This is a genomic window from Xylophilus sp. Leaf220 (assembly GCF_001421705.1).
In the GTDB taxonomy this organism is placed as follows: Bacteria; Pseudomonadota; Gammaproteobacteria; order Burkholderiales; family Burkholderiaceae_C; genus Xylophilus.
The window spans coordinates 14,576-27,900 of sequence record NZ_LMKO01000027.1 but is presented as its reverse complement, the minus strand read 5'-3'; the positions used below and the strand labels follow the sequence as shown (position 1 = coordinate 27,900).

11 protein-coding genes are annotated in these 13,325 nt (G+C 71.8%); 7 read left to right on the top strand and 4 right to left on the bottom strand.

Annotation, left to right across the window (positions count from 1 at the left end; all coding sequences use genetic code 11):
- Window positions 1-23: 23 nt before the first annotated feature.
- From tldD to ASE76_RS18670, 4 genes are read right to left on the bottom strand one after another with little or no spacing between them, the layout of a single operon-like run.
- Window positions 24-1,484 (bottom strand): metalloprotease TldD, encoded by a 1,461-nt coding sequence (gene tldD, locus ASE76_RS18685; RefSeq protein ID WP_055843138.1) that lies wholly within the window; start codon window positions 1,482-1,484, stop codon window positions 24-26.
- Between the two features lie 9 nt (window positions 1,485-1,493).
- Entirely contained in the window at window positions 1,494-2,744 is a 1,251-nt protein-coding gene (locus ASE76_RS18680) for an MFS transporter (protein ID WP_055843136.1), read from the bottom strand.
- On the bottom strand, window positions 2,744-3,898 hold the full coding sequence (gene rodA / locus ASE76_RS18675) for a rod shape-determining protein RodA (protein WP_055843134.1): 1,155 nt from the start codon (window positions 3,896-3,898) through the stop codon (window positions 2,744-2,746). Before rodA ends, ASE76_RS18680 begins: the two co-directional genes overlap by 1 nt.
- A gap of 38 nt (window positions 3,899-3,936) precedes the next feature.
- Window positions 3,937-5,565 (bottom strand): HDOD domain-containing protein, encoded by a 1,629-nt coding sequence (locus tag ASE76_RS18670; RefSeq protein ID WP_055843132.1) that lies wholly within the window; start codon window positions 5,563-5,565, stop codon window positions 3,937-3,939.
- Between the two features lie 216 nt (window positions 5,566-5,781).
- Here ASE76_RS18670 and ASE76_RS18665 point away from each other — a divergent pair, with 216 nt between their 5' ends.
- The 7 genes from ASE76_RS18665 to ASE76_RS18635 all read left to right on the top strand — a co-directional run bounded on the left by ASE76_RS18665 (window position 5,782) and on the right by ASE76_RS18635 (window position 13,314).
- Window positions 5,782-6,372, top strand: coding sequence for a YqiA/YcfP family alpha/beta fold hydrolase (locus ASE76_RS18665; RefSeq protein WP_055843131.1), 591 nt, complete (start codon window positions 5,782-5,784; stop codon window positions 6,370-6,372).
- Window positions 6,373-6,403: 31 nt separating this feature from the next.
- Complete coding sequence (locus ASE76_RS18660; protein ID WP_055843129.1) at window positions 6,404-8,479, top strand: ribonuclease catalytic domain-containing protein; 2,076 nt, start codon at window positions 6,404-6,406, stop codon at window positions 8,477-8,479.
- Between the two features lie 63 nt (window positions 8,480-8,542).
- A complete protein-coding gene (locus ASE76_RS18655) occupies window positions 8,543-9,406 on the top strand; it encodes an energy transducer TonB (protein WP_055843127.1) in 864 nt (287 codons plus the stop codon).
- Window positions 9,396-10,277, top strand: a complete 882-nt coding sequence (gene aroE / locus ASE76_RS18650) for a shikimate dehydrogenase (protein ID WP_055843125.1) — start codon at window positions 9,396-9,398, stop codon at window positions 10,275-10,277. The genes ASE76_RS18655 and aroE overlap by 11 nt, the downstream gene beginning before the upstream one ends.
- Window positions 10,278-10,347: 70 nt before the next feature.
- Window positions 10,348-11,079 carry a monofunctional biosynthetic peptidoglycan transglycosylase gene (gene mtgA / locus ASE76_RS18645; RefSeq protein WP_055843123.1) on the top strand — a complete coding sequence of 244 codons (732 nt, stop codon included), beginning with the start codon at window positions 10,348-10,350 and terminating at the stop codon, window positions 11,077-11,079.
- Window positions 11,080-11,092: 13 nt separating this feature from the next.
- A complete protein-coding gene (locus ASE76_RS20255; protein WP_082448735.1) occupies window positions 11,093-11,947 on the top strand; it encodes a tetratricopeptide repeat protein in 855 nt (284 codons plus the stop codon).
- A gap of 44 nt (window positions 11,948-11,991) precedes the next feature.
- Window positions 11,992-13,314, top strand: a complete 1,323-nt coding sequence (locus tag ASE76_RS18635; RefSeq protein ID WP_055843121.1) for a sulfatase — start codon at window positions 11,992-11,994, stop codon at window positions 13,312-13,314.
- Window positions 13,315-13,325 lie beyond the last annotated feature (11 nt).

Genomic DNA, 13,325 nt, shown 5'->3' with positions numbered 1-13,325 from the left:
CGCCGTCCACGTTCCGGCGATGGCTAGGCGGTGCCGCCGACCGTCAGGCCTTCGATCCGCAGCGTCGGCTGGCCGACGCCCACCGGGACGCTCTGGCCTTCCTTGCCGCAGGTGCCCACGCCCGGGTCGAGCGCCATGTCGTTGCCGACCAAAGTGACCTTCTTGAGCGACTCGGGGCCGCTGCCGACGATGGTGGCGCCCTTGACCGGGTACTGGATCTTGCCGTTCTCGACCCAGTAGGCCTCGCTCGCCGAGAAGACGAACTTGCCGCTGGTGATGTCGACCTGGCCACCGCCGAAGTTGGTGGCGTACAGGCCCTTCTCGATGCTGGCGACGATCTCCTGCGGGTCCTTGTCGCCGCCCAGCATGTAGGTGTTGGTCATGCGCGGCATCGGCACGTGGGCGTAGCTCTCGCGGCGGCCGTTGCCGGTGGGCTTGACGCCCATCAGGCGCGCGTTCATCGAATCCTGGATGTAGCCGCGCAGGATGCCGTCCTCGATCAGCACGTTGCGCTGGCTGGCGTTGCCCTCGTCGTCGACGTTGAGCGAGCCGCGGCGGTCGGCGATGGTGCCGTCGTCGAGCACCGTCACGCCCTTGGCCGCCACCCGCTTGCCGATCTTGCCGGTGAAGGCGCTCGAACCCTTGCGGTTGAAGTCGCCCTCCAGCCCGTGGCCGATGGCCTCGTGCAGCAGGATGCCGGGCCAGCCCGATCCCAGCACCACCGTCATCTCCCCGGCCGGGGCCGGGCGCGATTCGAGGTTGACCAGCGCCTGGCGCACCGCGTCGTCCACGTACTGGCCGATCAGCGCGTCGTCGAAATACGCCAGCCCGAAGCGGCCGCCGCCACCGGCGGAGCCCACCTCGCGGCGACCGTTCTGCTCGGCGATGACCGTCACCGACAGCCGCACCAGCGGCCGCACGTCGGCCGCCAGGGTGCCGTCGGCGCGGGCCACCAGCACCACGTCGTACTCGGCCGCCAGGCCCGCCATGACCTGCGCCACGCGCGGGTCCTTGGCCCGGGCCCGGGCCTCCACCTGGCCCAGCAGCGCCACCTTGGCGTTGCTGTCGAGCGAGGCGATCGGGTCCAGCTCGGGGTAGAGCGAGCGGCTCTTTGCTATCTTTTTAGGAGCTACCCGGACGCGCCCGGTGCCGGCTACCCCCGAAATCGACCGCACGGTGCGCGCCGCATCCAGCAGCGACGCCTCGGAGATGTCGTCGGAATAGGCGAAGGCCGTCTTCTCGCCGCTGACGGCCCGCACGCCCACGCCCTGGTCGATGCTGAACGACCCGGTCTTCACGATGCCCTCCTCCAGGCTCCAGCCCTCGCTGCGGGTGTACTGGAAATACAGGTCCGCGTCGTCGACCTTGTGCGCCTTGATCTCGTTCAGGGCGCGGGTCAGGTGGGATTCGTCCAGACCGAAGGGCTCCAGCAGCAGGTGCTGGGCGATGGCGAGGCGTTCGAGGGTGGGTTCGCGGGAAATCATGGTGGGATTTTAGGCAGTAGGGCCGGCGCCTGCCGGCGTCGGGGGCGATGGCCGTGCCGGACTGAAGGCGTACGGCAACGCGCCGCAGACCAGCAGCAACGCGGCCGCGCCGAAGATCCAGCCGAAGGTGGTGGCCGGCGGCAGGCCCCGGCGCTGCCCGGCCTCGGCGATCCAGCCGAAGCCGGCCGAAGCCAGGGCCGAGCCCAGGAACACGAAGGTGTTCAGGATGCCCAGCCCGCGGCCGCGCATCGAGGGCGGCAGCATGCCGCGGCCATGGGCCATCACGATCGGGTGCAGCATGCCGACGGTGCACATCAGCGCCAGCAGCGCCAGGTCGACCGGCAGCGCGAACCCCGGCGCTGCGGCCAGCAGCAGCGCCATCGCCAGCGACATCAGCGTCCAGCCCTGCACCGTGCGCTTCTGCGAGCCGCGGCGCACCAGCACCGGCAGCAGGAAGGCGGTGCCGATCGCCACCACGCTGATGAGGGTGATGGCCCAGCCGCGGGCCACCGTGTCCAGGCCGAACACGCCGGCCAGGTACGGCCCGCCCCAGGCATTGCGAAAGCTGGTGCCGGCGGCCAGCGCCAGGCAGAGCGGGATCAGCGTCCAGAGCGGCCGGATGCGCAGCAGCGCCAGCGATGCGCCCACCATGCGGGCGGGCGATTCGGCCCGCGCGTCGGCATGGCCCTGGTCCTGCACATGGCGGTGCACCGCCCAGCAGGCCATCGCCATGCAACCGGCCGCCACCACCATCGCCGGTCGCCAGCCGAAGGTATGCGCCGCCCAGCCGAGCGGCGCCGCGGCGAACAGCGCGCCCACCATGCCGATGGCGTTGGCGATGCCCACCACCCGTACGAAGCGCGTCTCGCCCAGGTGCTCCGACGCATAGTGGATCAGCCCCATGAACACCGGCGCGCAGGCCACGCCCAGCGCCGCCTGCGCCAGCATCGCGGTGGGGCCGTTGGGCGCGGCGGCGAACGCCAGGCCGCCCACCACACCCACCGCCAGCAGCACGGTGCTGGGCCGGCCCACGCCCCAGCGGTCGAAGGCCAGCCCCACCGGCAATTGCGCGGCGGCGAAGGCGATGAAGAAGGACGACGACAGCACGCCGAAGGTGGCGGGCGTCAGCCCCAGGTCGTGCGACAGCTCGGGCGCGATCACCGCCAGGCAGCTGCGGAAGAACTGGCTCAGCGCCAGCGCGCCGGTGAGCGCGGCGACGGCCGCGGCGGTGGAGGCCGCGGTGGTGGAGGCCCGCCCCATCAGGTCTGGATCAGGCGCCGGGCCCGCGCGATCGACATCAGGATGCCCAGGCCCATGCCCAGCGTCACCATCGCGGTGCCGCCGTAGCTGATGAAGGGCAGCGGCACGCCCACCACCGGCAGGATGCCGCTCACCATGCCCATGTTCACGAAGGCGTAGGTGAAGAAGATCATCGTCATCGCGCCGGCCAGCAGCCGCGCGAACAGGGTCGGCGCCTGGGCGGCGATCACCAGCCCGCGGAAGATCAGGAACACGAAGCCGGCCATCAGCAGGCCGTTGCCGAGCAGGCCGAACTCTTCCGAGAAGGCCGCGAAGATGAAGTCGGTGGTGCGCTCGGGAATGAACTCCAGGTGGGTCTGGGTGCCAGCCATGAAGCCCTTGCCCCAGACGCCGCCCGAGCCGATCGCGATCATCCCCTGGATGATGTGGAAGCCCTTGCCCAGCGGGTCCTTGGTCGGGTCGAGCAGGGTGCAGATGCGCTGCTGCTGGTAGTCGTGCAGCACCGACCAGCGCACGCCCTGGGCGCAGAGCTGCGGCTCGTACCAGACGATCAGCAGGATGCCCACCGCCGCCACCAGCACCGGCGGCAGGATCAGCTTCCACGACAGCCCGGCGAAGAAGATCACCGAGAGGCCCGCCGCCAGCACCAGCAGCGAGGTGCCCAGGTCGGGCTGCTTCATGATCAGGCCGATCGGCACCGCCAGCAGCAGGCCGGCCGCCAGGAAGTCGAGCGGCCGCAGCTGGCCTTCGCGCTTCTGGAACCACCAGGCCAGCATCAGCGGCATGGCGATCTTCAGGATCTCGCTCGGCTGGATCACGATGCCCAGGTTGATCCAGCGGGTGGCGCCCTTCTTGGTGATGCCGAACATCGCCACCGCCACCAGCAGCGCTACGCCCAGCGCGTAGAGCGGCAGCGCCACCGACATCAGGCGCTGCGGCGAGACCTGCGCCACCACGAACATGATCCCGCCGGCCAGCAGCATGTTGCGGCCGTGGTCGAGGAAGCGGGTGCCGTGGTCGAAGCCCGACGAATACATCGTCACCAGCCCGGCGCCGCAGAGCAGCGCCACCGCCAGCGCCAGCCACCAGTCGAAGCCCTGGAACAGCGGAAGCAGGCGTTTGCCCCAGGAGGGCTTATCGAAGACAGCGGACATCCGGCGATTATCCCGCCCGCCGATCGGCACCGCGGCCATCAGCCGGCCTGCCGGAACGCCATCACCGCCTGGTTGCGCAGGGTGCGCAGCAGCGCGAAGCCCCTGTCGTCCAGCACGATGCCGCCTGGCTGCGCATGGTCGGCGTACAGCAGGGCGAAAGGCTTGTCGTTGCGCATCAGCGGCAGCAGCACGAAGGCGCCGGCGTCGAAGTGCTGGCGGTACCAGGCCGGCAGGCGCTGCAGTTCGCGCGGCGAGGTGGTGTCGGCCACCAGCAGGTCGCCGCCGCGCAGGCAGACGGCCGAGAACAGGTCGCCCTGGGTGCCCAGCGGCACCCGCAGCGCCCGCACCGCCGCCGCCTGGCCCTCGCCCAGGCCGAAGCGGCCCTGCAGCACGTTGGCCTGGTTGTCGCGCAGGCAGAAGACCACGCAGCGAAAGCCCAGGCCGCGCAGCATGGTCGACATCACCATCCGGACGATGTCGTCGAGCCGCATGCCGCTGCCGGCCATCGCGTCGACGATCTCCTGCACGCCTGCGGACAGCATCTCGGCGGACGAGGGGCCGGGCGGTGGCGCCGGGGGCTGCGCTGCGGCCGGCGCGGCGCCGGCGGCGCGCTCGGCACGGGCCTGGGCGTAGCTGCCGCGCAGCTGCTCCACGGTGAGCGGCTCGGCCGGCGCCGGCACGTCCTCGGCCGGCGGCTCGGGCTGCAGCCAGATCGCGGTGGCCGAACCCGCTTCCAGGCGCAGATCCATCGCCCGGGTCAGCTCGGAGGTGCGGCGCCGCGCCTCGGCCGCCGCGCGGGCCAGCGCCTCGGCGCCGCCCTTGGCCAGACCCGCATGGCGCCGGGCCACCTCGCGCAGGCTGTCGGGCAGGGTGGCAGGGTCGGCGGCCACCGCCACCGCGGCCACGTCGCCGGCCAGGGCCGCGGTCCAGCGCAGCCGCTCGGCCGGGTCTTCCAGCGCGCGGGCCGGCATCTGGCCGGTGGGGCGGCGCATGCCGCGCTGCAGGGTGTCGGGCAAGGCCCAGGCCCTGGCGACGCCCACGGCCAAGTCTTCGTAGCCCAGGCCCAGCACTTGGGCCGAGACGGCCTGCTCGGCCTCTTCGCCGGTGGGCGCGTCGGGAATCGACAGCAGCCGCCCGATCTCCTCGGCCTCTTCCTGGAAATAGAAGCAGACCAGCATCCGGCCCAGGCGCTGGAACACGGCGCAGAGAAAGGCGGCCTCGCTCTCGCGCGGGTCGGGCGATATCTCGCTGGCCACCGCGCCGGCCACCAGCGCCCGCACGAACTCTTCCTTCATCTGCTGGGCGTGCGTCTTGTCCTCCATCTGGTCGAGCAGCACCAGGCTGAGGGCCAGGTTGCGGACCGTGTTGAAGCCGACCAGGCTCACCGCCCGCGAGATGGTGCCGATCGTGCCCTGCCCCGACCGGGCGAACTGCACGCTGTTGACCAGGCGCAGCAGCTTCTGGGTGAGGGCGACGTCCTTCAGGATCTCCTGGGTCAGGTCGGCCAGGCTCTCGCGGTCGGAATCGGCCGTCTTGAGGATGCGCACCACCGATTCGGACAGGGCGGGGAAGTCGCTGCGGTGCCGCATGCGCCGCAGCAAGAACTCGAGCGCTGCGTCGCCGTAGGGGACCGGCGCGGCGGGGGCCGAAGGGGCAGTGTCTGGCAAGGGGATCGCCGCCGGTGGCGGCCCGAAAGGAGCGAAACGGGTGTGAGCAGGGGCAGAATCTTGCCGTGGCCGGCGCCGATCCTAGCCGCAGCCGGTATCCCCTGTACGCCGGCGGGCGGCCGGCGGATGCGATTGGCATCGCCGCAACGCGTGCATCCCCGGCTTGACGGGCTGCCGACCCTGCCCTACCGCGGGCCCACCGATGTCTTGTGTCCCATGCCCACCACCCACCTGCTCTACCTGCACGGCTTCCGCTCCTCCCCCCGGTCGGCCAAGGCGCGGATGATGGCCGCGTGCATCGCCGGGCGGCATCCGGCGGTGCGCTGGTGGTGCCCGCAGCTGCCGCCCTCCCCCGCCGACGCGATGCGGATGGTGGCCGAGGGCGTGCACGGCTGGCCGGCCGACACGATGGCGGTGGTGGGTTCTTCGCTCGGCGGCTTCTATGCCGGCTGGGTGCAGGCGCACACCGGCTGCGCCCGGGCGGTGTTCCTCAACCCGGCGGTCGACCCGGCGCGCGACCTGGCCCGCTACATCGGGGAGCAGACGGCCTGGCACGCGCCGGAAGAGAACTTCTACTTCGCTCCGGGCTATGTGGACGAGCTGCGGGCCCTGCAGGTGCCGCCGCTGGACGACCCGGCCCGCCAGTTCGCGCTGATCGCCCAGGGCGACGAGGTGCTGGACTGGCGGGAGATGGCCGCCCGCTACGCCGGCGCCACCTGCACCGTGCTGCCCGGCGGCGACCATGCGCTCTCGGATTTCGACCGGCACATCGACGCCGTCTGCGCGTTCCTCGACCCGGCCCGATGACCGGGCGCCAGGGATGGGAGAATCCCGCCCCATGTATGCATTGTTCGAAGAAGCCGGCAAGTTCCTCGCCGGGCGTGTGCTCTCCGAGGCCGAGTCCTCGGCGCAGGTGGAGCTCGATTCCGGCAAGCGGGTCAAGGTCAAGGCCGCCCATATCCTGCTGAAGTTCGAGAAACCCCAGCCGGCCGTGCTGCTGGCCGAGGCCCAGGCGCTGGCGCCCGAGATCGAACTGGAGCTGGCCTGGGAGTTCGCCTCCGAGGAGGAGTTCGGCTTCGCCGACCTGGCGCGCGACTACTACAGCGCCAACGCCACCCTGGTCCAGCAGGTGGCGATGCTGTTGCGGCTTTTCGATGCGCCGCACTACTTCCGCCGCGCGGGCAAGGGCCGCTTCAAGCGGGCGCCGGCCGAGATCCTGCAGCAGGCCCTGGCCGCGATCGAGAAGAAGAAGCTGGTCGCCCAGCAGATCGACGACTGGGCCGCCGCCCTCGGCCGCGGCGAATGCCCGCAGCCGATCCGCGACCAGCTCTACAGGATCCTGTTCAAGCCCGACAAGAACACGCCCGAGTACAAGGCCGTCGTCGAGGCCTCCCGCGCCACCCAGACCGCGCCGCTGGACCTGCTGCAGAAGGCCGGCGCGATCGCCTCGGCCTACGAGTTCCACTGGAAGCGCTTCCTCTTCGACAACTTCCCCAAGGGCACCGGCTTCCCGCCGCTGCAGGCGCCGGAGATCGCCGACGACGAACTGCCGCTGGCCGCGGGTGTCGAGGCCTTCTCGATCGACGATTCGCAGACCACCGAGATCGACGACGCGCTGTCGGTCCAGGGCCTGGGCTCGGGCACGGTGACGGTGGGCATCCACATCGCCGCGCCCGGCCTGGTGCTGGCGCCGGGCGACGCGATCGACCAGGTGGCCCGCCACCGGCTCTCGACCGTCTACATGCCCGGCCACAAGATCACGATGCTGCCCGACGAGGTGGTGCAGCGCTACACCCTGGGCGCCGGCCAGGCCCGGCCGGCCGTGTCGCTCTACGTGGCGATGGACGAAGCGACGCTGGAGATCACCGGCACCGAGACGAAGATCGAGCGGGTGCCGGTGGTCGCCAACCTGCGCCACGACCAGCTCGACGACGTGATCACCGAGCAGTGGCTCACCGATGCCGATTTCAGGCACCGAAACCCCTTGGAGCCGTTGCCTGGCGCCGGCGACGCGCTATCGTTTTTATTCCGCCTGGCCCAGACCCTGAAGGCGCGGCGCGAGGTGGTGCGCGGCAAGCCCGAGAACTTCAACCGGCCCGACTACAACTTCCGCCTGCAGGACCACGACGGCAGCGAACCCACCGGCTCCGAGCAGGTGCAGATCACCACCCGCCGCCGCGGCGCGCCGCTGGACCTGATCGTCGCCGAGGCGATGATCCTGGCCAACAGCACCTGGGGCAACTGGCTGGGCGAGCTGGGCGTGCCCGGCATCTACCGCAGCCAGGCCAGCATGCTGCCGGGCGTGAAGGTGCGCATGGGTACCAAGGCCTTGCCGCATGCGGGCATCGGCGTGCCGAGCTATGCCTGGAGCACCTCGCCGCTGCGCCGCTACGTCGACCTAGTCAACCAGTGGCAGATCATCGCCGCCGCCCGCCACGGCCGCACCGCCGCGCTGGCCGCGCCGTTCAAGCCCAAGGGCGCCGAGCTGTTCTCGATCATCTCGGGATTCGACGCGGCCTACAGCGCCTACAACGCGCACCAGGGCGGCATGGAGCGCTTCTGGACGCTGAAGTACCTGCAGCAGAACGGCATCACCGAGCTGGACTGCGCCGTCTTCAAGGACAACCTGCCCGGCGGCGGCGTGCTGGTGCGCGCCGATGCGCTGCCGCTGGTGCTGCCGGTGTTCGGCAGCCAGCAGCTGCCGCGCGGCGCCCGGGTGCGGGTGCGGCTGGGCGAGATAGACGAGATCGCGCTCGACGTGCACGGCACCGTGGTCGAGCGGCTCGATGCCGAGGCGGCACCGGCCGAGGAAGAGGACGAGTCGGGCGAAGAGGAAGCCGTGGCCGGCCCGATCGCGATCGCCCTGGACGTGAACGAGGCCGAGGCGCCCGCGCCGGCCGACGCCACGCCCTGAAGGCCCCATCGCCCCGCCCTCCTGTCTCGACCCATACCCCGCCGCCCCTCCCCCGGAGCCCCCGTGTCGCTGCGCACCTTTCTCGCCTCCCTCTCGCCGCTGAAGATCGCGCTGGGCGTGTCGCTCGCGGCGCACGCGGTGCTGCTCACCGTGCGCTTCGTCGACCCCGAGGCGTTCCGCCGGGTGCTGCAGGACACGCCGCTCGACGTGATCCTGGTCAACGCCCGCACCAACGAACCGCCGCCCGAGAAGGCCCAGGCGATCGCGCAGGCTTCGCTGGCCGGCGGCGGCGAGGCGGCCTCCGGCCGCGCCACCTCGCCCCTGCCCTACTCGGCATTGACCAGCATCGGCGAGAGCTTCGAGGAAACGCAGCGCCAGGTCGACGCGATGCAGGAGCAGCAGATGCAGCTGCTGGCGCAGATCCGCCAGCAGATCGCCTCGATGCCGCTGCCCGATCCGCGCAAGCCCGCCGAATCGGCCGAGAAGCAGGCCCAGGAAGAAAAGCGCCGCCAGCTGGTCAAGCTGCTGGCCGAGATCGAGCGCCGCATCAACGAAGAGAACGCCCGGCCCCGCAAGCGCTACGTGAGCCCCGCCACGCGCGAGGCGGTCTATGCCGTGTACTACGACGCGCTGCGCCACAAGGTGGAAGACCGCGGCACCGTCCATTTTCCCGAGGCCGCCGGCAAGAAGCTCTACGGCGAGCTGACGATGATCATCACGGTGAATTTCGATGGCAGCGTGCTGGCCACCGAGATCGTGCAGACCTCCGGCAACGCGGTGCTCGACCGCCGCGCCGAAGCCATCGCGCGGAGCGCGGCGCCGTTCGGCCCGTTCGATGCCGCGATGCGCGCCAAGGCCGACCAGATCGCGGTCGTCTCGCGCTTCAAGTTCACCCGCGACGCCACACTGGAAACCAATGTCCGCTGACGTAATCCCTTCGGAATCCCGCGCCGTGACGGCGGGCAGCACGCCCGACCGCTACTGCGTGGTCGGCAACCCGGTGGCGCACAGCCGCTCGCCGTGGATCCACGCCGCCTTCGCGCGCCTGACCGGCGAGTCGATCGAGTACGACCGGCTGCTGGTGCCGCTCGACGGCTTCGTCGACGGCCTGCGCACCTTCGCGGCCAGCGGCGGCAAGGGCTGCAACGTGACGGTGCCCTTCAAGTTCGAGGCCGCCGGCTTCGCCCACCGGCTCACCGACCGGGCCCTGCTGGCCGGCGCCGCCAACACCCTGCGCTTCGAGACCGACGGCATCCATGCCGACAACACCGACGGCGCCGGCCTGGTGGCCGACATCGAGCGCAATGCTGTGGTGCCGCTGGCCGGCAGCACCCTACTGCTGGTGGGTGCGGGCGGCGCCTCGGCCGGGGCGCTGGGGCCGCTGGTGGCGGCAGCGCCGGCACGGCTGGTGGTGGTCAACCGCACGCCGGCCCGGGCCGAGGCGCTGGTCGCGCGCCACGCCGCCTGGGCCCGAGCCAGCGGCACGGTGCTCGAGGCGGTGCCGATCGCCGAACTGAACGAATCCTTCGACATCGTCGTCAACGCCACCTCCAGCAGCCTGGAAGGCGGCGGCATTCCGGTGCCGCCGCTGGTTTTGCGGCCCGGCACCCTGGCGCTGGACATGATGTACGGCCCCGCGTCGCGGCCCTTCCTGTCGTGGGCGCAGCGCTACGGCGCGGCGCCGCGCGACGGCCTGGGAATGCTGGTGGAGCAGGCGGCCGAGGCGTTCCGCTTCTGGCGGGGCGTGCAGCCGCCGACCCAGGACGTGCTGGCCGCCCTGCGCGCCGAGATGGCCTAGCCCGGTTGCGCCCCATGCCTCCCACCCGCCACCGGAGCCGGCCCGCCTCGCCCCTGCAGGGCGCTGCGCGATGAAGGCCGCCCTGCGCTGGATGGGGCTGGTGCTGCTGGCCGGGCTGGGGCTGCAGCTCTATTTCGTCGGCCGGGTGGCGGCGATGGCGGTGGTCGATCCGCAATCGACCGCGTTCCAGCGCTCCGAGGCCTTCCGGCTGGCACGGGGCGATGCACCGGTGCAGTGGCGCCAGGCCTGGGTGCCGTACGACCGGATCGCCGACAGCCTGAAGCGGGCGGTGATCGCCTCGGAAGACGCCTCCTTCGCCGAGCACCGCGGGGTGGAGTGGAGCGCGATCGAAGGCGCCTGGCAGAAGAACGCCATCGCCGCCGAGCGCGCCGCGCGGCGGGCCCGGCGCGCGGGCGGCACCGCGCCGGCGCCGAAGGTCTACGGCGGCTCCACCATCACCCAGCAGCTGGCCAAGAACCTGTTCCTCTCGGGGGAGCGCACCCTGCTGCGCAAGGGCCAGGAGCTGGTGCTGGCGCTGCTGCTGGACGCGCTGCTCTCCAAGCAGCGGATCCTGGAGCTGTACCTCAACAGCGTGGAATGGGGCAGCGGCGTCTTCGGCGCCGAGGCCGCCGCCCAGCGCTACTACGGCAAACCCGCCGCCCGGCTGAGCCCGGCCGAAGCGGCGCGGCTGGCGGTGATGCTGCCCCGGCCCAAATTCTTCGAACGCGCGCCGCAATCGGCCTACCTCGGCCAGCGCGCGGCCACGATCGTCGGCCGCATGGGCGCGGTGCAGGCGCCCTGAACACCGGAACACCATGACCCGATCCACTCTTTCTGCCGCCCGCCTGCTGCCGGTGATGGCATTGCTCTGCGTACTCTGCATCGCCCCCGCCCGCGCCGCCGAGGCCGACGACGCCGAGGCCCTGCTGCGCAACGGCCGCAATGCCGAAGCCCTGGCGAAGGCCGACGCTTTCCTGCAGAACCGCCCGCGCGATGCGCAGATGCGGTTCGTCAAGGCGCGTGCCCAGTCGGCCCTGGGCCGCCGCGCCGCCGCGCTGGCCACGCTGCGCGACCTGACGCAGGACTACCCCACCCTGCCCGAGCCGCTCAACAACCTGGCCGCGTTGCAGGCGGCCGGCGGCGAATGGGATGCGGCGCTGCTGTCGCTGGAGGCCGCGCTGCGCCTGAAGCCCGACTACGCCATCGCGTACGAGAACCTGGGCGACGTCTACATGGCGCTGGCGAAGAAATCGTATGCCCGCACGCTGGCGCTGGACCCGGGCAACGGCAGCCTGCGCGCGCGCCTGGCCCGCATCACCCCCGCGCCGCCGCCGGCTGCAGCGGCGCCGGTGGCGGCGCCTGCCGTCGTGCCGGATGCCGCCGGCGCCCAGAACGCACGTCCCGCGGCGACAGGCACGCCGACGCCGGCCGCATCTTCGTTGCCCGGCGACACCACCGGCACGGAGCCGGCGGCCACCACCGACCCGCTCCGACCCGCCTCTGCGGCCACCCCGGAGTCGGCCACCGCGATGCCCGAGACCGATCCGTCCGAATCGGGCGCCGAGCCGCCGCAGAACGGCGCCGAAACCACGCCGGTGTCGCCCACGTCGGTCGCGCCGGCGTCGCTGCTGCCCGGGCTGACCGAGTCGACCACGCTGCCCCTGCGCTGACACGCACGCCGCTTCCGCCGCCCTTCATCCACGACGCATCCGCCATGCCACGTCCCAACCTGATCTTCATCCTGGCCGACGACATTGGCTATGCCGACCTGGGCTGCTGCGGTGCGCGCGATGCGCAGAACCGCCCGGCCGACGTGTCGCCCCGGCTCGACCGGATGGCGGCCGAGGGCCTGCGCTTCACCCGCGGCTACGCCAACTCGGCCGTCTGCTCGCCGACCCGCTTCGCGCTGATCACCGGCCGCTGGCAGTACCGGCTGCGCGGCGCGGCCGAGGAGCCGCTGGCCAGCGCCCACGGCGACAAGGTGCTGGGCCTGCCGCCCGCCCATCCCACCCTGCCCTCGCTGCTGCGGGATGCGGGCTACGCCACCGCGCTGGTCGGCAAGTGGCACCTGGGCTATCCGCCGCATTTCGGGCCCCGCATGTCGGGCTACGAATCGTTCTACGGCTTCCATGCGGGCGGCGCCGACTACTTCGCCCACTGCGACCCGCGCGGCCGGCCCGACTTCTGGGAGAACGAGACCGCGATCGAGGAGGACGGCTACCTCACCGACCTGCTGAGCCGGCGCGCGGTGCGGTTCATCGAGCAGCAATCGGCCGACCGGCCCTTCCTGCTCAGCCTGCACTACAGCGCGCCGCACTGGCCCTGGCTGACCCGCGACGACCGCGCCGAATCGCAGCGCATCGGCGGCTTCGGCAAGCACACCGACGGCGGTTCGCTGGAGACTTACCAGCGGATGATCCACCACATGGACGAGGGCATCGGCTGGGTGCTGGACGCGCTGGAGCGGCAGGGCCTGGCCGACGACACCTTGGTGGTCTTCACCAGCGACAACGGCGGCGAACGCTTCTCCAACAACTGGCCCTTCGTCGGCCAGAAGATGGACCTGCTGGAGGGCGGCATCCGGGTGCCGCTGGTGGCCCGCTGGCCGGCGCGCATCGCGCCCGGCGGCGTCACCGACACGCCGAACCTCACGATGGACTGGACGGCCAGCTTCCTGGATGCGGCCGGCGTGGCCGCCGACCCCGACCATCCGCTGGACGGCCGCAGCCTGCTGCCGCTGTTCGACGACCCGCAGTGGAACCCCGCGCGCGACCTGTGCTGGCGGATGAAGCACCGCGAGCAGCGTGCGCTGGTGCGCGGCCGCTGGAAGTACCTGCAGGTCGAGGGCATCGAATACCTCTTCGACGTGGTGGCCGACCCCCGCGAGCGGGCCAACCTGCGCGACCGCGAACCCGGCCGGCTGGCCGAACTGCGCAGCGCCTGGCAGGCCTGGGACGCCGGCCTGCCGCCGGTGCCGCCCGAGGCCAAGGTGTCGCTGGTGTTCAGCCGGCAGGACCTGCCGCAGGCGAGCTACTGAGCCGGACCGGC